Origin of the sequence: Ligaoa zhengdingensis, from assembly GCF_014384885.1 — a bacterium.
Taxonomy (GTDB): Bacteria; Bacillota; Clostridia; order Oscillospirales; family Ruminococcaceae; genus Ligaoa; species Ligaoa zhengdingensis.
Genome location: NZ_JACRST010000029.1, coordinates 1 through 20,539 on the forward strand (window position 1 = coordinate 1; position 20,539 = coordinate 20,539).

At 58.9% G+C, this 20,539-nt stretch carries 18 protein-coding genes, 3 tRNA genes and 1 pseudogene; 10 read left to right on the forward strand and 12 right to left on the reverse strand.

From position 1 onward, the window contains the following. Positions 1-174: 174 nt before the first annotated feature. From H8711_RS11910 to H8711_RS11925, 4 genes are all read right to left on the reverse strand, one after another. A complete protein-coding gene (locus H8711_RS11910; protein WP_249283673.1) occupies positions 175-1,284 on the reverse strand; it encodes a hyaluronate lyase N-terminal domain-containing protein in 1,110 nt (369 codons plus the stop codon). A gap of 137 nt (positions 1,285-1,421) precedes the next feature. Continuing rightward, the gene (locus H8711_RS11915; protein ID WP_249283674.1) at positions 1,422-2,099 is read right to left on the reverse strand and encodes a YoaK family protein; all 678 of its coding nucleotides are present in this window, start codon (positions 2,097-2,099) and stop codon (positions 1,422-1,424) included. Positions 2,100-2,344: 245 nt separating this feature from the next. Beyond that, a tRNA-Tyr gene (locus tag H8711_RS11920) sits at positions 2,345-2,429 on the reverse strand. 19 nt (positions 2,430-2,448) lie between these two features. Further along, positions 2,449-2,524, reverse strand: a tRNA-Thr gene (locus H8711_RS11925). A gap of 228 nt (positions 2,525-2,752) precedes the next feature. Between H8711_RS11925 and H8711_RS11930 the strand changes: the two are divergent. Continuing rightward, positions 2,753-2,974: pseudogene (locus H8711_RS11930) on the forward strand (GyrI-like domain-containing protein); the annotation flags it as partial. Positions 2,975-2,989: 15 nt separating this feature from the next. On the opposite strand, the gene H8711_RS11935 reads toward H8711_RS11930, so the two are convergent. From H8711_RS11935 to H8711_RS11950, 4 genes are all read right to left on the reverse strand, one after another. Then, positions 2,990-3,685: an alpha/beta hydrolase gene (locus H8711_RS11935; RefSeq protein ID WP_249283676.1), complete on the reverse strand. Its 696-nt coding sequence runs from the start codon at positions 3,683-3,685 to the stop codon at positions 2,990-2,992. A gap of 149 nt (positions 3,686-3,834) precedes the next feature. After that, positions 3,835-4,278 carry a hypothetical protein gene (locus H8711_RS11940; RefSeq protein ID WP_249283677.1) on the reverse strand — a complete coding sequence of 148 codons (444 nt, stop codon included), beginning with the start codon at positions 4,276-4,278 and terminating at the stop codon, positions 3,835-3,837. A 401-nt stretch (positions 4,279-4,679) separates the two neighbouring features. Further along, positions 4,680-6,149: a deoxyguanosinetriphosphate triphosphohydrolase gene (locus H8711_RS11945; protein WP_249283678.1), complete on the reverse strand. Its 1,470-nt coding sequence runs from the start codon at positions 6,147-6,149 to the stop codon at positions 4,680-4,682. A 172-nt stretch (positions 6,150-6,321) separates the two neighbouring features. Beyond that, positions 6,322-6,397 (reverse strand) — tRNA-Pro (locus tag H8711_RS11950). A gap of 183 nt (positions 6,398-6,580) precedes the next feature. Between H8711_RS11950 and H8711_RS11955 the strand changes: the two genes are divergently transcribed. Further along, positions 6,581-7,960 (forward strand): glycine--tRNA ligase, encoded by a 1,380-nt coding sequence (locus tag H8711_RS11955; RefSeq protein ID WP_249283679.1) that lies wholly within the window; start codon positions 6,581-6,583, stop codon positions 7,958-7,960. A gap of 58 nt (positions 7,961-8,018) precedes the next feature. Further along, positions 8,019-8,819 (forward strand): Cof-type HAD-IIB family hydrolase, encoded by an 801-nt coding sequence (locus H8711_RS11960; RefSeq protein ID WP_249283680.1) that lies wholly within the window; start codon positions 8,019-8,021, stop codon positions 8,817-8,819. Between the two features lie 75 nt (positions 8,820-8,894). Here H8711_RS11960 and eno read toward each other — a convergent pair whose 3' ends face one another. Beyond that, positions 8,895-10,187, reverse strand: coding sequence for a phosphopyruvate hydratase (eno, locus tag H8711_RS11965; RefSeq protein ID WP_249283681.1), 1,293 nt, complete (start codon positions 10,185-10,187; stop codon positions 8,895-8,897). A 416-nt stretch (positions 10,188-10,603) separates the two neighbouring features. On the opposite strand from eno, the gene H8711_RS11970 reads away from it, so the two are divergent. Then, positions 10,604-11,626: a delta-lactam-biosynthetic de-N-acetylase gene (locus tag H8711_RS11970; RefSeq protein WP_249283682.1), complete on the forward strand. Its 1,023-nt coding sequence runs from the start codon at positions 10,604-10,606 to the stop codon at positions 11,624-11,626. A 48-nt stretch (positions 11,627-11,674) separates the two neighbouring features. On the opposite strand, the gene H8711_RS11975 is transcribed toward H8711_RS11970, so the two are convergent. After that, on the reverse strand, positions 11,675-11,998 hold the full coding sequence (locus H8711_RS11975; protein WP_249283683.1) for a DUF6809 family protein: 324 nt from the start codon (positions 11,996-11,998) through the stop codon (positions 11,675-11,677). Positions 11,999-12,115: 117 nt separating this feature from the next. Further along, positions 12,116-12,289, reverse strand: a complete 174-nt coding sequence (locus tag H8711_RS11980; RefSeq protein WP_249283684.1) for a ribbon-helix-helix protein, CopG family — start codon at positions 12,287-12,289, stop codon at positions 12,116-12,118. A 264-nt stretch (positions 12,290-12,553) separates the two neighbouring features. On the opposite strand from H8711_RS11980, the gene H8711_RS11985 reads away from it, so the two are divergent. After that, positions 12,554-14,347 (forward strand): Na/Pi cotransporter family protein, encoded by a 1,794-nt coding sequence (locus H8711_RS11985; protein ID WP_249283685.1) that lies wholly within the window; start codon positions 12,554-12,556, stop codon positions 14,345-14,347. Between the two features lie 84 nt (positions 14,348-14,431). Here the strand turns inward: H8711_RS11985 and H8711_RS11990 are convergent, their stop codons facing one another. After that, positions 14,432-15,004 (reverse strand): ECF transporter S component, encoded by a 573-nt coding sequence (locus tag H8711_RS11990; RefSeq protein WP_249283686.1) that lies wholly within the window; start codon positions 15,002-15,004, stop codon positions 14,432-14,434. A gap of 410 nt (positions 15,005-15,414) precedes the next feature. Here H8711_RS11990 and H8711_RS11995 point away from each other — a divergent pair, with 410 nt between their 5' ends. The 5 genes from H8711_RS11995 (at position 15,415) to H8711_RS12015 (ending at position 20,478) form a co-directional block, all read left to right on the forward strand. Then, entirely contained in the window at positions 15,415-16,497 is a 1,083-nt protein-coding gene (locus H8711_RS11995) for an extracellular solute-binding protein (RefSeq protein WP_249283687.1), read from the forward strand. 73 nt (positions 16,498-16,570) lie between these two features. After that, complete coding sequence (locus tag H8711_RS12000) at positions 16,571-17,332, forward strand: PHP domain-containing protein (protein WP_249283688.1); 762 nt, start codon at positions 16,571-16,573, stop codon at positions 17,330-17,332. Positions 17,333-17,373: 41 nt separating this feature from the next. Next, a complete protein-coding gene (locus H8711_RS12005) occupies positions 17,374-18,369 on the forward strand; it encodes a permease (RefSeq protein WP_249283689.1) in 996 nt (331 codons plus the stop codon). Positions 18,370-18,470: 101 nt separating this feature from the next. Further along, the gene (locus H8711_RS12010) at positions 18,471-19,634 is read left to right on the forward strand and encodes an isocitrate/isopropylmalate family dehydrogenase (RefSeq protein ID WP_249283690.1); all 1,164 of its coding nucleotides are present in this window, start codon (positions 18,471-18,473) and stop codon (positions 19,632-19,634) included. A 190-nt stretch (positions 19,635-19,824) separates the two neighbouring features. Then, entirely contained in the window at positions 19,825-20,478 is a 654-nt protein-coding gene (locus H8711_RS12015) for a redox-sensing transcriptional repressor Rex (protein WP_249283691.1), read from the forward strand. The last annotated feature ends 61 nt before the right edge of the window (positions 20,479-20,539 follow it).

Genomic DNA, 20,539 nt, shown 5'->3' on the forward strand with positions numbered 1-20,539 from the left:
CCGCAGCGAGAACGCCGCGTTATCCACAAACAGTTCCGCCAGTTCCGCATAGCTGCTGCCCGTGATGTGCAGCTCCAGCGCAGGACGCGCCGCGCCGCGCAGCTCGCGCCGCACAAGCGTCGCGTCCCCTTCCAATAGTTTGCCGCCTATGATAATCATATTTCCCTCTCCTTATCAGGTTGACGCGCTGAAAACAGTCCGCCAATCCCCAAAATAAAATTCGGGCAGTTCCCAATCCCGCACCGTGAAGGTGCGCACATAAAGAGTCGGGGAGGACCCGTGCTGCCACGCAAACTGCACCCCGGCATAGGCGCTTTCGGCACTGATGACCCAGGCGAAGATGTAGGTCTTGGTGGACGGCGCGTTCGAGGCGTTGTATGCGTAATAAAACCCGGTCCGATAGGCGCTGTCCCAGTCCGTCACGGTTGTCACCGGAAGGCCCGAATCGCCGGAGCCCGAGGAGGCAAACTGCATCCAATCGCTGAAATAACCGCTGCCCATGTAGACGCGGAAGCCCGCCCACGGATCCCTGTTGAAATAGTTGTTGCGCATGACAAGCTGCGCTGCATCGATGGTGATCCCATAGCATTCCTCGCTGCTGACGCCCGCCGTGCTGTCCGGGGCGCCTTCCGCGGTCCCGCCGCTGCGGTACAGCCCATTGGAATCCACAGCGCCGCCCCAACTGGTCACTGTTTGCACTGTTTTACCCAACGCGCCCACGTCCGCGGCCGCCAGCGTCACCGCGCCGGTCTTGCCGTTGACCGACGAGACATCGCCACCGCCGCCCTCCGGTGCGGTCATGGTGCCGTCCTCATTGACGGTGACGTTTCCGCCGTTTTTGACGCCGCCGAGCGCGGTCCCCGCGACCGGCAGGACATAGTTGTTGGCCCCGGTTGCGACGCCGTTGAGCTTGGTTTTGTCTGCGGCAGACATGAATCCCGCGGCGCTGGTGGTGGCCGCGCTGTGGGTGTGCCCGGAGGCTGCCGCCCCGATCGACGCGGGGGTGTGGGTGTGGTCCGCTGCCGCTGCTCCCACATCGGCCGCCGCGAGGGTCACTTCGCCGCCGGAATCGGGCGCCTTTCCGTTGACACTGGTCACCGTGCCGCTGCCCGTGCCATCCGCCTGATAGGCGAGCGCGCTCCAAGCGCTCGCGCCGTCGCCGATCTTCCACTTTCTTGTGTCGCTTTCAAATCCGATTTCGCCGCAGAGCAGCACCGGGTTTGCCGCCGCCCAGTTTGCCGCCGCATCGCTGCGCTGCTGCTGCCGCGCCTGAATGGTTTTCATCCAATATCGGCCCCCTTTCATAAACGGCATCCAAGGGGACTGGGCTTGCGGGATGCGCTGCAAAATCTACACAGCGGACAAAAAAATAAGGCCGCGGGGCCGGTTTCCCGGCCTCGGGCCATGTCGGAGGTGTATTTTCAGAGCACTTCTCTGCGAAGGAACATCAGGGCGAACACCGCGGCGAGCAGCGCGCAAGAAAACAGCGCGGCCCGCTGGGCGTACCAGTGGGTGAGCACTGCGCCCAAAACTGCGCCCGCAATAAAAAACAGGATGATGCCGCAGTATTGCAGGGAGCTGTGCAAGGCGGCCGGGTCGCGCGTCTGGCGGAAGCGGCAGAACTGCTCGCAGGCGCTGCGCAGGTTGCCGGTGCACATGGTGGTGGCGAATGGGTTGCCGCCCACTTTGCGGAAGCTCTGGACCTGTACCGAACAGATAAAGGACACCAGCGTGTTGGCGAAGATGTTCGCGCCGGGCGCGGGCAGGAAAGCGACTGCGGCCAGGGCCAACAGCTCGATGAGGATGACGATCTGTCGCCAGTGGATCGGCCGGCTGGCGCGGAAGCGGCTGCGGATAGCCTCGGTGAGCAGGACGCCCAGCACAAAGGCGAGGATGGGCAACAGATAGGCTGCGGCCTTGCGCAGGTTGCCCTCGGCGAGGTTGAGCCCAAACAGCACCATGTTGCCGGTCTGCGCATTGGCAAAGACATGCTCCCGCGCGAGGTAGGTGTGTGCGTCCAGAAAGCCGCCCACCACCGCCAGCAGCGCGCCGAGAAGAAAGGTGTCCGACATCTGTTTGGGGGGATGTTGTACGGCCATGGGGAAAACCTTCTTTCCGTAAAAAATCACGTCCAAGCGACTGCTCAAACGTGATTAACGTGGTTGGTGTGAGAGAAACATAAAAAGATATTTTAGTATTTTCAGCGGGTGGAGTTGAACCCCAGCAACTCATAAAAAGTTGATAGCCACAGCGAACTGCCGTGAAGGCGTTTACAACCGAACGGGTGCGCCGAGCGTGATTTTTGAAAAAAGTCGGAGCAAGCGATACATAGCTTGCTCCGACATGGTGGGAGAGGATGGATTCGAACCATCGAAGTCAGTGACAACAGATTTACAGTCTGCCCCCTTTGGCCACTCGGGAACTCTCCCCTATTCAGTTTGGTGGAGATGGAGCTGGTGGACGGATTCGAACCCCCGACCTGCTGATTACAAATCAGCTGCTCTACCAGCTGAGCTACACCAGCGTTTTATGACGCTATAATAGAATAGCATATATTATGCCAAATGTCAACACGTTTTATGTAATAAAGATCATTTTTTTATAAATCGGTCGCATCTGGGGAAAAAACAGAGGATCATGCAGCGCGCCGTTTTTTGCCGCGCCTGCTGTGGGGAAATTTTTACCGGCGCCCCTTGACTCTCCCACTGTGACAGGCACTACAATAAAGACGAGCTCAAACGACACATAACCTGTCAAATTTAAGACAGCGCCGCCGGTGAGCTTCGCCTCCGCGACCTATCAGGGCCCCTACAGCAAGATAAACGAGGTGAATGCCGCGGTGGCCGCCTGGGTGCGGGGCAACGGGTATGAGTACGACGGTCCGGCCTTCAACATCTACCACGTGAGTCCCCATAAGACGCAAAACCCCGACGAGTTTGTCACCGCAGTCTGTTACCCGGTGAAACACAGATAACAAAGCGCCGGGCGGTCACGTGTTTCGCTGTGTCCAGCGGTCCAGCTCCTCCAACTGTTCGGGCGTGTGAAACCAGTGCTCGCCGTCCTCTACAACGGTCAGGCTACAGCCGAAGCCGCGGGCAAAATTCTCCGCGGTGTCGCGGCTGGTGAGGTTATCCCGCCCCGCATACAGGATCGCTGTGGGCGCATCCCATTTCACGATGGGGTGCGCCTTCGCATATTGAAGGTATTCCCACGACAGGGTCTCGCCGAAGTCCGTGGCGATCTCCCGCTCTGTGCGAAGGCGGTCCTCATCCACATGCGCCCAGAGCATCATATTGCGGATCAGGTGCTCCATATCCAGCACCGGCGAGACGAACAGCGCCCGTTCGAGGGCGTCGCCGGCGAAGGCCAGCATGGAAAACCACGCGCCGATACTGGTCGCCCGCAGGGCGATCTGGGCCCAATGGCGCCGCGCATAGCCCATCACCGTGTTCAGCTCGGGTACAACATGCCACGGGACGAAGGCCGCCGCCTCGCTGCTCCGCTCGCCGTGTCCGGGCAGGTCGATGCTCAGCACCTGCCAGCCCTTGGGGTACACGATCTTTGCAAAGTCCACCGCTTCCTCCTTGTAGCCGCATTTGCCGTGGATGAAGAGGTAGGCCCGGCTCCCCTCGTCCCCGTAAAGAACAGCGGGAACCGAGCCGATTTTCAGCGCTGTTGAATTCATGATTCTCACCTCCCTTCAAAAACGGGGGCTTTCCCCTTGACGCACAACAAAAGCTGTCCGCCGCCGCATTGGTTCGCCAGGGGCGGATGGTGCGCTCCACTGAAAACTCCTCCTTCAAATGGTTTATTGATGCGATAAAACTGCAACCGCTAATGAAAAGCCGACATAAATTTAGACGCAGCATCCCCAACTTCGGGGGGCGCAAAATAAAAAACGCTGTCGGACCCGTCGCCGATCGCATCGATCGGGACAATTTTGATGATGGCGGTATCCTCTTCATCCCAGGGCGTCACATACAAAAATGCGGTTGAGCTTTTTGCGGATAAAACACAGTTGAGGCCGTATTCCGGCAGTTCCGCCTGCGCCGCAGCTTCCCAAGTTTCCGGCTGCATCATTGCGTCAAACTCGGCCTTTTCTTCCTTTGTCAGCTCAAACTGATATTTAAAGTCGCCGGGTTCAAAATCGTAGCCCACTGTTGTAAAATCCGTGAGGTCTACGGCGGGCTCCGGGTGCGATACGTCCCCGCCTTTTTTGCATGCGGTGATGCCCAGAGCCAGGAGGAGAACAAGGAGTACAGTCCATATTTTTTCCATAGAGAATCCCTCCGATGACAGATTTGTTGGCCCGCGCAAGGTTATAAAGATAATATAGCACTTAAAATAAAAAAAGTCGATTGCGCTTGCAATCGGCTTTTTGGCGTGGGGAATTTGGCAGCAATACAGGCGCAGCCTGAACGCGAGTGGCGGGCCTGAGCGAAAAGATAGGGCCTGGGGCACGAAATGGCTCCAGACCCTTGCCTGATGGTCGGAGTGGAATTTATAGAATCTGGAAGAAATGCAGTAATCTCAACGGTTCGCAGGTCGTTGGCAAGAGGTTTTTAATCCGAAGTTTAAAAGCAACTATATTTACGCATATGTTCTCTCAGCATATCTGCCTTATTGATAGCAAAGAGCCCCAAAATCCTTTGAAACGCAGAACTGCTTCACATTTCCGCTTATTCAATTCCACTTAACTCTCGATAGAGTGTTCGAGCATAGGAATCTGTCATACCGCTAATATAATCTGTTACCATCAATAAACGCAAATACAGGCAATACCCTTCATCATCTTCGTGACCTCTTATTTCTTCATTGTAATCATTTTTATAGTTATTGGAGATAAGATGCAAACATTTTTTGTTAGCCTGAGTCAATCTGTAAGTACCATCCTCACGGCCAAAATACAACACAGCATGTACAAATTTATCTAAGAGAAAGGAAAGGATTGTTTGCGCAGAGAGCTCTAACCTTAGAATTCCAGACGAGTTATAAACAAACTCTCCCATAGCAGCTTTCAATATTTTCATCGTAATAGTATGGTTTACATTACTAAAAAGCTCATCTTGGAACATGCCATTCATAATGTTTTCATATTCTTTAGAAAAGCGGAATGTGGCATTGTGCATAAGCCATCGCCTGGTATAGTGGATCCATCGGTGGAATCGCTCATCCTCTGGTATATCCGTATAGCTTTCAAGTGTTGTTATTAGCTCATTGGAATAATGCTCCTTTGAGTAGTTGTTTGGACCTGTGCGGATGCCTATCTGGTCATGATCATATCCACTTTTAAAATACTCAATAAACTCTGGGAGTGTAAATAGCCTCTTCTTGAATGCATCCTCCAAGTCTGCTGTTGCATAGGCAATATCATCTGCTGCCTCTAAAAAAAACGCTAGTGGATGGCGACAGATACTTCCGTTTTCTCTCTTCGTTCCTATTGTATCAGAAATTTGCAGAAAGGTATCTTGTTCCTCCAAGTAATACCCTACTTTGTGTGTAGCTACGTCAACAGCGGTCCGACTGAAAGAAAGAGAATTTGTTGGATACTTAATCAGCGTACTAATAACAGAAACGGAAACATTTATATCGGAGCCATGTCGCGCTTTGGAAAGTAAGCGTAGCGACTGAGCATTTCCTTCAAAGTTTTCCAAATCAGCAACCATTTGAGGGGTTAACATACTTCTGAGCGTGTGGCGTTGGTCAGCAGGTGTGTCCTCGTTTGACCGATAAAGGATCTTTCCAAGATTGTTTTGAAACCACTCACCGATCACGGCCTCGCCAAAATGCCCGAAAGGCGGATTTCCCAAATCATGTAAAAGCCCTGCACACAGCAAAACAGAAGAAATATCCTCTGCGAAATCAGCCACGGCTTGTTGTCTATATCTTGTGGTGTTTTTGGAAATCATGATACCCAACTGACGGGCGATTGTAGATACCTCGATGGAATGGGTAAGCCGTGTGCGGATGAAATCACTTTTATCCAAGGGAAATACCTGGGTTTTATCCTGAAGCCTGCGAAAGGCTGCGCTGGAGACAATTTTGTTATAATCTTTTTCAAATGCGTTGATAGGATAGCTTGCCCAGTCTCTCGGTTCTTCAACCTCTGCGCCCAGTTTGTTCGTTGATAGCAGGGATGCCCATTCCATTTTGACTTCACTCCTTTTTTAGAATCAGCTCTAAATACATTTTAATTTGAAAGAATAGGGTAATTATAGCATATTGTCGATTTACTATCAACTGATCCTTGATAACACATTGTTTTTCGTTGAAAACTAACAAAACGAAAGACCGCCGACTTTTGTCGGCGGTCTTTTGTTTTGGTCGGAGTGACAGGATTCGAACCTGCGGCATCCTGCTCCCAAAGCAGGCGCGCTACCAACTGCGCTACACCCCGGCGTGGATAATCACGCAATCAATTATATTCTGTTTTTGGCAAACTGTCAACTTGTGGGGCGCGGGATGGACGAAAAAGCGGCTGGTTGTCGGCCTTTTTGCTTGACTTCTCCGTGCAGCGCCTTTAAAATAGAACGAGTAGGCGGAACACAGCCGCACGGCGGCAGAACGGAGGAGCATCGACATGTTGAAGAATACGGAAAAAACAATGGATAAAATTGTGGCGCTCTGCAAGGGCAGGGGCTTTGTCTATTCGGGCTCGGAAATTTACGGCGGCCTTTCCAACACCTGGGATTATGGTCCGCTGGGCGTGGAGCTCAAAAACAATGTGAAACGGGCCTGGTGGAAAAAATTCGTGCAGGAAAACCCCTACAATGTGGGGCTCGACTGCGCCATCCTGATGAACCCCGAGGTCTGGGTCGCATCGGGCCATGTGGGCGGCTTCTCCGACCCGCTGATGGACTGCAAGGACTGCAAGACCCGCCACCGCGCGGACAAGCTCATCGAGGATCAGACCGGCGTATCCCCCGAGGGCTGGGACTTTGTGCGAATGAAGGCGTTTGTCGAGGAAAAAGGGGTCAAATGCCCCGATTGCGGCAGCCAGAATTTCACCGATATCCGCAATTTTAACCTGATGTTCAAGACCTTCCAGGGCATCACCGAGGACAGCAAAAACGAGATCTATCTGCGCCCCGAGACCGCGCAGGGCATCTTTGTCAACTTTGGCAACATCCAGCGCACCACGCGGCGCAAGGTGCCGTTCGGCGTCTGCCAGATCGGCAAATCCTTCCGCAATGAGATCACCCCGGGCAACTTCACCTTCCGCACCCGCGAGTTCGAGCAGATGGAGCTCGAGTTCTTCTGCAAACCCGATACCGACCTCGAGTGGTTCCAGTATTGGCGCGACTACTGCCACAAATGGCTGCTCGGCCTCGGCATGAAGGACGAAAACCTGCGCCTGCGCGACCATTCGCCCGAGGAGCTGTCGTTCTATTCCAAGGCGACCACCGATTTCGAGTTCATGTTCCCGTTCGGTTGGGGCGAGCTGTGGGGCGTGGCGGATCGCACCGACTACGACCTGACCCAGCACCAGACCCATTCGGGCAAGAGCATGGAATATTTCGACCCCGAGACCAACGAGAAATACATCCCGTATGTCATCGAGCCGTCGCTGGGCGCGGACCGCGTGGTGCTCGCGTTCCTGTGCGAGGCGTACGACGAGGAGACGGTGGACGAGAAGGACACCCGCGTGGTGCTGCACCTGCACCCCGCGCTCGCGCCCTACAAGGCGTGCGTGCTGCCGCTCTCCAAAAAGCTCAGCGAGCCCGCGGGCAAGCTGTATGCCCAGCTCGCCAAGCATTTCATGGTGGATTACGACGAGAGCGGTTCGATCGGCAAGCGCTACCGCCGCCAGGATGAGATCGGCACGCCGTTCTGTATCACCTACGACTTCGATTCGGAAACCGATGGGTGCGTCACCGTGCGCGACCGCGACACAATGGAGCAGCAGCGCGTCGCCATTGACAAGCTGGCCGAATTTATCGGGGATAAACTTGATTTCTAAGCCAGACTGCCGCCGGGCCTTCCCGGCGGCGTCTTTTTTGCAGGAGGATGAACCGAACATGAGCTTGACCAGACATTACCTGTACAGCGATATCGACGGCACCCTGATCGCCGGGCACGGCCCGGTCTCGGCGGAAAACCTCGCCGCGATCCGCCAATTTGTGGCCGAGGGCGGGCGGTTTTCCATCGCCACCGGCCGCTCAGCCGCTTTGGCGCAGCCCTTCCTCGAGGGGGTTCCGCTCAATATGCCCGCCATCCTCTTCAACGGGGCGGCGGTCTACGACTTTGCGGAGCAGCGCTATCTGCACCGCTGGTGCATTTCGCACGCCCTGTCCCAGCGGATCGTACACACCGCTTTGGCGATCTATCCGGAGGCCTGCGCCGAGCTGTGCGACGAGGGCCCCATCCTGCTCGTCAACCCGGATGGGATTATGGACGACTACATTGTCAAGGAGGGGCAGGCGCACCGCCGCGCCTCCCTGGATGAGTGCGGCGATTGCTTCAAGGTGCTGTTTTACGGCGACCACGAGCGGCTGCTCCCGGTGCAGCGGGCGCTGTCCGGCCCGGAATTCGCCGAGGTGGTCACCTGCTTCTCCGCGCCGTTCTACCTCGAGGTGCTGCCCGCCGGGGCCTCCAAGGGGGAGGCGCTGCGCTGGATCTGCGCCGACCGGGGGATCGACCTCGCGGACGTGGCCGCGATCGGCGACTATGAGAACGATCTGGCCATGATCTTGACAGCCGGGCTGGGCGCCGCGCCCGCCAACGCGCAGCCCGCGGTGCGCGAGGCCGCCGACGCGGTGGTCGCGCCCCACACCGAACACGCCGTGGCCGACCTGATCTGTCGTTATCTGATGCGTTGACCGCCTTGTGGCGCAAAAACGGCCGCGTTGCTCAAAAAGAGCGGCGCGGCCGTTTTGATGTTTCGATGCGTTTGCTTAAAAGCGGACGTGGAACGCCTCTTTGCCCGCGTATTCGGCAGTGGCGCGCAGGTGCTCCTCGATGCGCAGCAGGCGGTTGTATTTGGCCACGCGGTCGGTGCGACAGGGCGCGCCGGTCTTGATCTGGCCCACGCCGGTGGCCACGGCCAGGTCGGCGATGGTGGTGTCCTCGGTCTCGCCCGAGCGATGGGAGATAATCGCGGTGTACCCCGCGGCGCGCGCGGTGTCGATGGCGCGCAGCGTCTCGGTGAGGGTGCCGATCTGGTTGACCTTGATGAGGATCGAGTTGGCGGCGCGCAGCTCGATGCCCTGGCGCAGGCGCTTGGCGTTGGTGACGAACAGGTCGTCGCCCACCAGCTGCACCCGGCTGCCCAGCCGGTCGGTGAGCTGCACCCAGCCGTCCCAGTCCTCCTCGCCCACGCCGTCCTCGATGCTGATGATCGGGTAGCGCGCGGTGAGGTCCTCCCAGTGGGCGGTGAGCTCCTCGCGGGTGAGGGTGCGCCCCGCCTTGGGCAGGGTGTACAGCCCCGCTTGATACCACTCGCTCGAGGCCGCGTCCAGGCCGAGCTTCACCTGGGTGTCCGGGCTGTAGCCGGCTTTTTCGATCGCTTGCAGGATATAGTCGAGGGCTTCCTCGTCGCTGGCGAGGTCGGGCGCGAAGCCGCCCTCGTCCCCCACGGCGGTGGCGAGACCCTTTGCCTTTAAAATGCCGCCCAGGGTGTGGTAGATTTCCACGCACCAGCGCAGCGCTTCGGTGAAGCAGCAGGCGCCCACCGGCAGGATCATAAACTCCTGGATATCGATGTTGTTGGACGCGTGCGCGCCGCCGTTGAGGATGTTCATCATCGGCACGGGCAGGGTGCGGGCCGACGCGCCGCCGATATAGCGGTAAAGCGGCAGGTTCACCGCGGCCGCGGCCGCCTTGGCGGTGGCCAGCGACACGGCCAGAATCGCGTTGGCGCCGAGGTGTTGCTTGTTCTCGCTGCCGTCCACCGAGACCAGGGTGCGGTCGATCAGCACCTGGTTGGCGCCGTCCAGCCCGTCCAGCTCCCTGGCGATGATCTGGTTGATGTTCTGCACCGCCTGGCGCACCCCTTTGCCGCCGTAGCGGGCGGGGTCGCCGTCGCGCAGCTCGTGCGCCTCAAAGATGCCGGTGGACGCGCCCGAGGGCACGCTCGCCACCCCCTTGGCCCCACACGCCAGGCGCACCTGCGCCTCCACAGTGGGGTTGCCGCGCGAGTCGAGAATCTCCCGGCCGCGCACATCGACAATACGAAACGGATAATCCATGGAATAACCTCCTTCATCAAGGGCGTTCGGAAACCATATCTACTTGATAAAATCATACAATGAAAGTATGAATTTTTCGCCCATCCAACGGGAATTTTTTCAATTTTTTTGGTCCGCGCCCGTATAGGAGTAGTTTCATCGATCGTTTCTAAAATATACCTCGTTTTTTGCATGATTATTTTGCCCTGGCTGCACATACTAATTGCGCCTGACAAAAACCGCGGATAAAAAGCGTCCGCGGCAAAGCGGGCCCTGACAGGCGGAAAAAGACGGGGCGCGAAAGTTTACATTTCCCCGTTTCTTTCGTCGAATTTTCGTGATAAACTGAAGGTATCCGGCGGGGGCGCGCCGCGCCCGCAGCTAGCTTTGGTTTTTCGTTGAATTCCGTCAGGAATTGCACTTGGAGGTATATTGCAATGAAATTTCTAAAAACCGCGCTGATCCTTTCCGCCATGGCGGCGATGGTTGCGCTCAGCGGTTGTACCGCGTGTGACAACACCAACACATCGTCCTCCATGCCGTCGACATCCTCGTCGTCGCCGTCCACCTCGTCCAGCCTCCCCAATGAATCGGGCAGCGTCCTGCCGGAAGGCCCTTCGTCTTCGCACAGCGAGAGCAGCGCTTCCGATCACAGCACCAGTTCGTCCAGTCATAGCACCAGCTCGTCCACGGTCCCGACCCTCAGCACCGATTTCTCTGAAATCGGTGCCCTGGACGGGTCCCTGGTCAAGTGGGGGCCGGGCACCCACCGCGACGACCGCAACCGCCCGTCCGACCTCGACCCGCTGCAAGAAAAATATGAAAAGTACAACTGCTGGTTCATCGGCAAGGAAAAGGGCAAGATCTACTTAACCTTCGACGAGGGATATGAAAACGGCTACACCGAAAAGATCCTGGATGTACTTAAAGATAAGGATGTGAAGGCGATCTTTTTTGTCACCGGCCATTATGTCAAGAGCAACCCCGAGCTGGTGCAGCGGATGATCGACGAGGGGCACATGGTGGGCAACCACAGCGATAAGCACCCCGTGAACGGCGGCTACACCACCCTGCCGATCGACGCGGTGCAGGACGACGTGATGAGCCTGCACAACATGGTGAAGGAGCAGTTTGACTACAACATGAGCGTGTTCCGTTACCCCGAGGGCGCGTTCAGCGAGCAGACCGCCGCGCTGCTGGGCAAGATGGGCTACAAACAGCTGTTTTGGAGCTTCGCTTACAACGATTGGAATGCGGATAAGCAGCCCGATCCGGCCGAAGCGCGCAAAAAGATTGTGGATTCCGCGCACGACGGCGCGATCTACCTGCTGCACGCGGTATCCAGCACCAACACCGCGGTGTTGCCCGATGTGATCGACGAGCTGCGGGGCAAGGGCTACGAGTTCGCGCTGTTTGACGAGAGCATCGAGCAAACGCCGAGCTCATCGACAGCGGATTAAATGAGTGACAAAAAGCGCCCGGCGGGAAAATTTTCCGCCGGGCGCTTTTTAGCGGATATCGCGCAGGGCGCTTTGCTCTGGTATCAGGAAGGTGTCGAGCATCAGCCGGGCCCCCAGCCGGAAGCCCTCAATAAATCGTTCTTGTTGATGGTAGTCATCCAGCGTGCGTTGCGCCTCCGTCAGCTCGGAAAGAAATTGGAGTGGCCCCTCCGCGCGCTCCTGTTTTGATATCCATTCGGTCAACTGCCGTTCGCAGTTGCAGAGCGCTGTGACGGTTCGGGCGTATTCGGAGCCGGGCAGAAAGCATTTTTCCACTGGGGTCAGGTTGCCGAGATACAATTCTTCGATGATGTTCATAGAAGCTCCTTTCATCGGTCGCCGCCTTGCAACAGCCTACAGCGTATGTTACAATAGTTACACTGCAAGCTGTCCTCGGGCGGCGAGTGGTGTGGGGGAGCGGTGTAACTTTGCTGAGCGGGCCGCTTCCCTCTATTTTTCTTCAGTCAAAAGCCGGTCGATTGCCTGGCGGATCACCTCGGTTCGAGTGATGCCGCGCCGCTGTGCGTAGTTGAGCAGCCGCGTGTTGGTTTGCTCATCCACCCTCACTTTGATGTCGTGGCACAGCGGGTTTTCCGACTTTGGCCTGCCGGTTCGTGGACTCAAATCATCACCTCACTTTCTGCGTTCCACAATATAATATTAATAGATGAGTTCCAAAAAGTCAATATCAAAATTGGGAAAGGCAGTCGTTGGTACCTCTCTTTTTATTGCAACAAAATTCCACCATTTAGCATCAAAAATCCATAACAATTTTGAAAGCCGCCCCTGTACAAGCGCGCCGTCCAAATGGTATACTAGAAACGTTCGGGTAAAATTGATGTAAAAGGCGAAAAAAGAAAGTTTCGCCAAAAATTTAGGGGGAAGCTTATGGCATCGTTCGGCTTTTTTGAAATTGTCAGCCTCCTGGGCGGCTTGGCCCTGTTCCTGTACGGCATGAACCTGCTGGGCGGCGGCCTGGAAAAGCTCTCGGGCGGACGCATGGAAAAAATCCTCGAGAGCCTCACCAACAACGTTTTAAAAAGCGTTGCCTTCGGCGCGCTCATCACAGCCGCCGTGCAGAGCTCATCCGCCACCACTGTCATTGTGGTGGGCCTGGTTAACGCGGGCATCCTCAAGCTGCGCCAGGCCATCGGCGTCATCATGGGCGCCAACATCGGCACCACCATCACCGCGCACATCCTGCGCCTGTCCGATATCAGCAGCGACAACTTTTTCGTCAACCTGCTCAAGCCGTCGTCGCTCGCGCCCATGGCCGCGCTCATCGGCATCCTGCTGATGCTCGTCTGCAAAAAGGCCAGCCAAAAGGATTGGGGCCAGATCCTCATCGGGTTCGGCATCCTGTTCACAGGCATGTTCAAGATGGAGGAATCGGTGAGCGGACTGCAAAACCTGCCGCAGTTCTCCGAGGCGTTCGCCACCCTCTCCAACCCGATTTTGGGCGTGTTGGTGGGCGCGCTGGTCACCGGCATCATCCAGTCGTCGGCCGCCTCCATCGGCATCCTACAGGCGCTCAGCTCCACGGGCGTCATCACCTTTGCAGCGGCGTTCCCCATCATCATGGGTCAGAACATCGGCACCTGTGTCACCCCCATGCTCGCTTCCATCGGCGCCAACAAAAACGCCAAGCGAACCGCAATGGTGCACTTCTATTTCAACCTGATCGGTACGGTGGTGTTTTTGATCGCCACCTATGCCATCCAATACACCGTGGGCTTCCCCTTCTGGGATAGCCCGATCGACCGCGGCGGCATCGCCAACTTCCACACCATCTTCAACGTGACCGTGACGCTGCTGTTCATCCCGTTCACCGGCGTGCTGGAGAAGCTCGCCTGCGCCACTGTGCGCGATAAAAACGGCGAGGAGGCGCCGGCGGCGGGCGCGCTGCTGGACGAGCGCTTCATGGTCTCGCCGGGCATGGCGCTCAACCAGGCGCGCAACACCGTTGTGCAGATGGCCAAGCTCGCGCGCGACAACTTTGCGGAGTGCCGCACCCTGTTCCATAAATACGACCCCAAGCTGGTCGAGCGCATCCGCGAAAACGAAAACCTCATCGACAAGATGGAGGACATGCTCTCCCACTATCTGCTCAAGCTGGCCGAGCACGAGCTCACCGAGCCCGAAAGCCGCCTGATCTCCGAGCTGTTGCAGCTCGAAAGCGAGTTCGAGCGGATCGGCGACTATTCGATCAACATGCAGGAGAGCGCGCAGGAGCTGTATGAGCGGGGCTTGCGCTTCTCAGACACCGCCCTGGCCGAGCTCGACACCATCTGCGACGCAGTGCAGGAGATCATAGAAATCTCTCTGGATGCGACCGAATCGCGCGACCTGAGAAAGACGATCGACATCGAGCCGCTGGAGGAGACGATCGACCTGATGCAGGAGACCCTCAAGGCCCGCCACATCGAGCGGCTGCGGCAGGGCCTGTGCTCGGTGGACGCGGCGTTCCCGTTTGTGGATACGCTGGCCAACCTGGAGCGCATCTCCGACCACTGCTCCAACGTGGGCATCTACCTGCTGGGGCACGAGGGCGACAAGCGCGGCCTCGACCGCCACGAGTATGTCCGCAGAATCCACCGCGGCGAAACCGAGCATTACAACGAAAAGTTTGCCTTCTACGAGCAGAAGTATTACACCCGCATCAAGGAACAGCCCGCCACCTGAGTTTATTTTGGCACGGCAAAGCCGCCGCCCCCCAGCGCTTTGGGAGGCGGCGGCCTTTTTATATCCCGGCCCAATTTACCAGATTTACCAGAGCTTTTCCGCAAAGCCCGCGCGTACCAGCGCGCTGCGCAGCACCGGCGCCAGCAGCACCGAGAGGATCACGGCGATCACCGCGTTGATGCAGGAGGTGGCGAAGCTCACCGCGCAGGCGGCGGCCGCGCCGAACGTGCTGCCCGCCAGCACCAGCAGCAGAATCTTCTTGCCGAAGTTGAGGATCAGATAGGTGACCTGGCCGGCGATCGCCCCCAGCAGGTTGTAGCGCCAGTCCTTGCCGGCCCTGCCGCCCAGGTGGGACACCACGCCGCAGACAAACGCCATCAGGAAGAAGAACACCAGCGTGTAGGGCGCGCTCTCCACAAACGCGGGGTTGAGCAGGTCGAAGAACATCGAGCCGATGCCCGCGGCCAGGCCGCCGCGCACCCCGCCGAACAGCATGCCGCCCATCAGGCATAATGCGTTGGCCACCTTGATCTGGGTCGCGCCCACCGGCGTGGGAATCGGCCCGATCTTGATAAACATGGTGCACACAAAGATCAGCGCCGCCAGAACCCCCACAACCACCAGGTCGTAGGTTGAAAATTTCCGTTTTGTTGTCATCAGAAAGCCCTCCTTATCAAACACACAGTTGAGACTATCCCCATCATAGCGCCCCGCCCGCCGCCGGGCAAAGCGCCGTCGTGCCGGCCTGTCCGGTCAAAAACTGGATGATTTCCACAGTTTTCACCATTTTTTCAACAGAAAACCATCCCGTTTATGCAAACCGAAATCCGCCCATTCCACCTTTGTTTGCACCTCTGTCTGCGGATTTGCTAAAAAAGTTGGATTTATTTTAATGTGGCTTGTGCACATAGTAGAAAACCCCGGCTGACAGAATTTGGAGCGGCGCGCGGGCAGAAAAAAGCTGGAAGTGCTTCTGGTTTTTTGCTCCCAGATATGCTAAAATAAGTGGTAAACCGGGTGCAGGAATTTTCCTGCCCAGATTCCAAGCAGAAACGGGGAGCTTTTACGTGCTGAAGCGTTGGTTATGCGCCGCGATGGCGGCTTTGTTGGTGGTGTGCAGCGCGGGCTGCGGCCAAAAACCGGATGATGAGGCGGAGCCGGCAAACGCCGGGCCCAGCTCGTCGGAGTCCTCCGAGGAGCCGGAGGAGGACCTGCTGGTGATCTACTCGCCCCTGCCGCAGGAGGTGCTGGAGGCCGCGGTGAGCGGCTTTGAGGCCGAGACCGGTGTCGAGGTGGAGACGGTGCGCGACAGCGTCGATCAGTTGATCGGCCGGATCAGCGCACAGGGGGATAAGCCCCAGGCGGACCTGCTGTTCGGCGGCGGCGCGGAGGTGGTGCGCCAGTTTGAGGACCTGTTCACCCCCTATGAGACGGAGGAGAGCGAGGCGCTCGACCCGCTGTTCACGGCGGACGACAACCTTTATACCCCGCTGACCCCCATGCCCATCGTGCTGATGTACAGCAAGGAGCAGACCACGCGCGCCCCGGCGGGCTGGACGGCGCTGGTGAACAGCGCCTACAACGGCTGGATCGCGTTCGCCGACCCCTCCAAATCGGGCACCAGCTACACCGCCCTGTGCGTGATGGACCAGTCGCCCGACACCGGCGAGGACTACGTGGAGCGGTTCGCCGAGAACCTCGACGGCAAGATGTGCTCGTCGATCGCGGAGGTGTACGCGCGCCTGGCCGACGGCACCTTTGCGGCGGGCGTGACGCTGGAAAACAGCGTGCAGAAGTATCTGGAGGCGGGCTATGAGAACGCCGTGGGCGTCTCCTACCCGCAGGAGGGCACCACTGCGGCGGTGGAGGTGAGCGCGGTCGTCAAGGGCGCGCCCCACGAGGAGCTGGCCCAGCAGTTCATCGACTACGTGAGCGGCGAGGAGTTCCAGAAGAAGCTGACCGGGCAGTTCGAGCTGCGCACCGCGCGCAGCGACCTGGACGACCCCGAAGGGCTCACCCCGCGGTCCGAGATCAAATTTATCGAATACAGCGTGCCCGCGGCAGTGGATGGCCGCGCCGCGCTGCTGGAGCGCTTCGCTGCGGCGGAGAAGCCGGAGGATGCGTCCTCCGCGTCGGAGGCGCAGCCCTAAGCTGGACATCCACGCGATCAGGGCGCTTTGCGGCGCCCTGGTTTTTTGCTTCATCCAACAAGGAGGGGATCGGTTGTCCTATTATGACCTGCACACCCATTCGGTGCTGTCTGATGGGGAGCTCACGGTGGCCGGACTGGTACAGGCTGCGAAGGCGCACGGCGTCGGCCTGGGGGTGAGCGACCACCTGTTCTGCCCGCGGATGCCCGCCCCGCGCGACGTGGAGCGCTACCTCGATGAGCTGGAGCGCCACGAGGGGGTGCTGCGCGGGCTGGAGGCCGACCTGGGCAGCAACTTCACCCTGCCCGACCGCATCGACCGCCGGGTGGATTATGTGATTGCGAGCGTGCATTCGGTGCAAGACTTAAAGGGAGGGGAGCGCATCCCACTCGGTCCCTATTTCGCAGCCCGCGCGGGGGACGAGGGCGCGCCGCCCTATGCGCGCGTGTTTTCCCCGGACGAGGCCAAGCGGTACCTCGAGCAGATTTTAGGGGTTTTCGCCTACGACCTCGCGGCGCAGCGGGTGGATATCCTGGGCCACTGCGTGGTGAACCCGTTCTATGACGTGCTGCGCGGCGACCCCTGGCTGACCGGCTGGGAGGACGAGGTGATCACGCTGTGCAAACGGCACGGGGTGGCGATGGAGGTGAGCAGCCTGTGGAACGCGCCGGACGAGGGGATGCTGCGCCGCGCGACGGGCGCCGGGGTACAGCTCTCGCTGGGTAGCGACTGCCACCGGCCGGGCCAGGCGGGCTGTCTCGATTGGCCGGTCGCCGTGACGCGGCGGCTGGGGCTGGCGGCGGGGGACCTCTACCTGCCGCAGCGAAAAGCGTAAAATAATGTCCGCGGCGCGCAGCCGCGAGAAGGAATGACCTTATGAATCTATCTTTGTTACCTCTTCACCAGCACGATTCCGCGCTGGACGGCATGCTGGAACACGGGCTCGAATCGATCGGGCTTTCGCACGAGTGGACCGAGTTTTTCCTGCACTTCATCGCGGACACCGTGAGCCTGTTTCTCATCCTGTTCGTGGTGATGTTTGCGGTGTCGCTGCTGCAAACCTACATCCCGTTTGAAAAGCTCAAGAGCCGCATGGCCGGGCTGGGCAGCGTGTGGGGCTACCTGCTGGCGATGGCGCTGGGCGTGGTGTCCCCGTTTTGCAGCTGCACCGTCATCCCGGTGGTGATGGGGCTGTGCTCGATGGGGGTGCCGGTGGCGGTGGCGCTGTGCTACCTCACCTCGGCGGCGCTGCTCAACGGCGGCGCGGTGGCCGCGCTGTTTGCCGCGCTCGGGCCCCGGTTCGGCGCGGTGTATGTGGCGGTCTCGGTGCTCATGGCGGTGGGCGTGTCGCTGCTGATGCGGCCGTTCGCAGGCGCGGACGTGGTGGTCAGTTACGAGGTGGGCGGCCATCACCACCACGGCCACCACCACGACGGCGACTGCGGCGACTGCTGCCAGCACGAGCCCAAGTCGCGGCTGGGCTACTGCCTGGAGAACGTCGGCCACGTGCTCAGCCAGACCTGGGTCTATATGATCCTGAGTGTGGCGCTCTCCGCAGCGGTGCTCAGCTTTGTGCCGATGGATACGCTGGAGCGACTGATCGGCGGCCAGAACTGGTTCTCGCTGCTGCTTGCGGGCGTGTTGGGCGCGCCCATCCATGGGGACGCGTTCGCCATCCTGCCGCTGCTGCAACTGCTCGAACCGATCAGCTTCCCTGTCACCCTCACCTTTGCGCTGGCGGTGATGGGTGTCTCGATCCCCGAGGTGATGCTGCTGGGCCGGGTGTTCAAGGCCAAGACTGTGGCCGCCTACGCGGGCTGGATCACGGCGTTTTCGATCCTGGCCGGGGCGCTGGCGATCCTGATGATATAGCGTTTTGCAGGCGGGTTCCGCCGCTTGACAATACTATAGTGATGGGTTAAACTTAAAACCGGAATTTGCAAGGAACGGATCAAATGAAAAGGGGTGCTCTTATGGAACAGAAGGTACAGGCGGCCGCCGAACATTTTGCGGCGCTGGTGCAGGCCCAGTTGGCCCGCGTCGAGCGCATGAAGGCGGTCAAGGATTTTGTGGACTACTCCAAGCTGGAGAAGATCATCATCGGCGTGTGCGGCGGCGACGGCATCGGCCCGGTCATCACGCACGAGGCCGAGCGGGTGCTGCGCTACCTGCTGGCGGACGAGGTCAAGGCGGGGCGCATCGAGTTCCGCGAGATCGACGGCCTGACGATTGAAAACCGCGTGGCCTGCAACAAGGCGATCCCGGACGACGTGCTCGCTGCGCTCAAGGAGTGCCACGTCATCCTCAAGGGCCCCACCACCACCCCGCGCGCGGGCGACCCGTGGCCCAACATCGAAAGCGCCAACGTGGCCATGCGCAAGGAACTCGACCTGTTCGCCAATGTGCGGCCGGTCAAGATCCCCGACGAGGGCATCGACTGGACCTTCTTCCGCGAAAACACCGAGGGCTCCTACACGTTGGGCTCCTGCGGCGTGCATGTGGACGACGAGCTGGCGTTCGACTTCACCGTGACCACCACCGAGGGCACCGAGCGCATCGCCCGCCTGGCTTACGACTACGCCAAACGAAACGGCAAAAACCGCGTCTCAATCGTCACCAAGGCCAACGTGGTCAAGACCACGGACGGCAAGTTTTTGAAGCTCTGCCAGAAGATCGGCGCGGAATATCCCGAGATCACCACCGACGACTGGTACATCGACATCATGACCGCCAAGTTGATCGATCCCAAGCGCCGCCGCGACTTCCAGGTGATCGTGCTGCCCAATCTCTACGGCGACATCATCACCGATGAAGCGGCCGAGATGCAGGGCGGCGTTGGCACTGCGGGCAGCGCCAACCTGGGCAAGCGCTACGCCATGTTCGAGGCGATCCACGGCTCGGCCCCGCGCATGATGCAGGAGGGCCGCGGCTGCTACGCCGACCCCTGCTCGATGCTGCGCGCCGCCGTGATGCTGCTGTCCCACATCGACCGGCAGGCCGAGGCGGACAAGCTCGAGCGCGCGCTCGACATCTGCATGTATGAGGAGAAGAAGCTGGTCATCACCGGGCGGGACACCGGCGCGACCTGCGAGCAGTTCGGCGACTATGTCATGAGCACCATCGAGGCGATGGGCTAAGGGCTATTTGAAAGATCGGAATTTGGGCCTTTTTCTACAAACGGGGGCACCCGCCGTGTGAAAAAGCCTTGGAACACGGCAAGTATTTCCGCATTTTTGCCCACTGTTTGCGAAAAATTCGTCGATTCCTCTTTTTTCAAACAAGCCCTGAGCGTCGCGTCTCTATTTTTGGAATGATAGGTGAAACAAAATGGGCAAACAGGTTTCCATCTCCGTCATCCGGCGGCTGCCCCGCTATTACCGCTTTTTGGGCGAGCTGCTGCGCGGCGGCGTACATAGGATTTCATCGCGCGAGCTCTCCGGCAAGATGGGGCTCACCGCGTCCCAAATCCGGCAGGACCTCAACTGCTTCGGCGGTTTTGGCCAGCAGGGCTACGGCTACAACGTCGAGGCGCTGTTCCACGAGATCGGCCGGATTCTGGGAATGGATCAGAACTACAAAACCATCCTGGTGGGCGTGGGCAACCTGGGCCGCGCAGTGGCCAACCACATGACCTTTGACGGGCGGGGCTACCGGCTGGTCGGCCTGTTTGACAACAATCCGGACATCCTCGGCGAGACGGTGCGGGGCCTCCCCATCCGCCCGGTGGATGAGTTGGAGCAGTTTTGCATCGAGGAAAAACCCGACGTGGCCATCCTGTGCACCCCGCGCGAGGCCACCAAGGAGGTGGTCAACCGCCTGGTGGCGCTGGGGGTGCGCGGCTTTTGGAACTATTCCCCCCACTACGATATTGCACTCAACCACCCCGGCGTGGCGGTGGAGAACGTGCACCTGGGCGACAGCCTGATGACCCTGTGCTACAAGGTCAAGGACCTGGACGACCCGGAGGGGGATCGGGGCTGATCCCCTCTATAACAGGATAGCAGCAGGGCGGCGGCCCCATCGATTGCACGATGGGGCCGCC

Coding starts and splice junctions, on each gene's coding strand:
- H8711_RS11910 (WP_249283673.1), bottom strand. CDS start 1,284: ATGAAAACCATTCAGGCGCGGCAGCAGCAGCGCAGCGATGCGGCGGCA.
- H8711_RS11915 (WP_249283674.1), bottom strand. CDS start 2,099: ATGGCCGTACAACATCCCCCCAAACAGATGTCGGACACCTTTCTTCTC.
- H8711_RS11935 (WP_249283676.1), bottom strand. CDS start 3,685: ATGAATTCAACAGCGCTGAAAATCGGCTCGGTTCCCGCTGTTCTTTAC.
- H8711_RS11940 (WP_249283677.1), bottom strand. CDS start 4,278: ATGGAAAAAATATGGACTGTACTCCTTGTTCTCCTCCTGGCTCTGGGC.
- H8711_RS11945 (WP_249283678.1), bottom strand. CDS start 6,149: ATGGAATGGGCATCCCTGCTATCAACGAACAAACTGGGCGCAGAGGTT.
- H8711_RS11955 (WP_249283679.1), top strand. CDS start 6,581: ATGTTGAAGAATACGGAAAAAACAATGGATAAAATTGTGGCGCTCTGC.
- H8711_RS11960 (WP_249283680.1), top strand. CDS start 8,019: ATGAGCTTGACCAGACATTACCTGTACAGCGATATCGACGGCACCCTG.
- eno (WP_249283681.1), bottom strand. CDS start 10,187: ATGGATTATCCGTTTCGTATTGTCGATGTGCGCGGCCGGGAGATTCTC.
- H8711_RS11970 (WP_249283682.1), top strand. CDS start 10,604: ATGAAATTTCTAAAAACCGCGCTGATCCTTTCCGCCATGGCGGCGATG.
- H8711_RS11975 (WP_249283683.1), bottom strand. CDS start 11,998: ATGAAAGGAGCTTCTATGAACATCATCGAAGAATTGTATCTCGGCAAC.
- H8711_RS11985 (WP_249283685.1), top strand. CDS start 12,554: ATGGCATCGTTCGGCTTTTTTGAAATTGTCAGCCTCCTGGGCGGCTTG.
- H8711_RS11990 (WP_249283686.1), bottom strand. CDS start 15,004: ATGACAACAAAACGGAAATTTTCAACCTACGACCTGGTGGTTGTGGGG.
- H8711_RS12005 (WP_249283689.1), top strand. CDS start 17,374: ATGAATCTATCTTTGTTACCTCTTCACCAGCACGATTCCGCGCTGGAC.
- H8711_RS12010 (WP_249283690.1), top strand. CDS start 18,471: ATGGAACAGAAGGTACAGGCGGCCGCCGAACATTTTGCGGCGCTGGTG.
- H8711_RS12015 (WP_249283691.1), top strand. CDS start 19,825: ATGGGCAAACAGGTTTCCATCTCCGTCATCCGGCGGCTGCCCCGCTAT.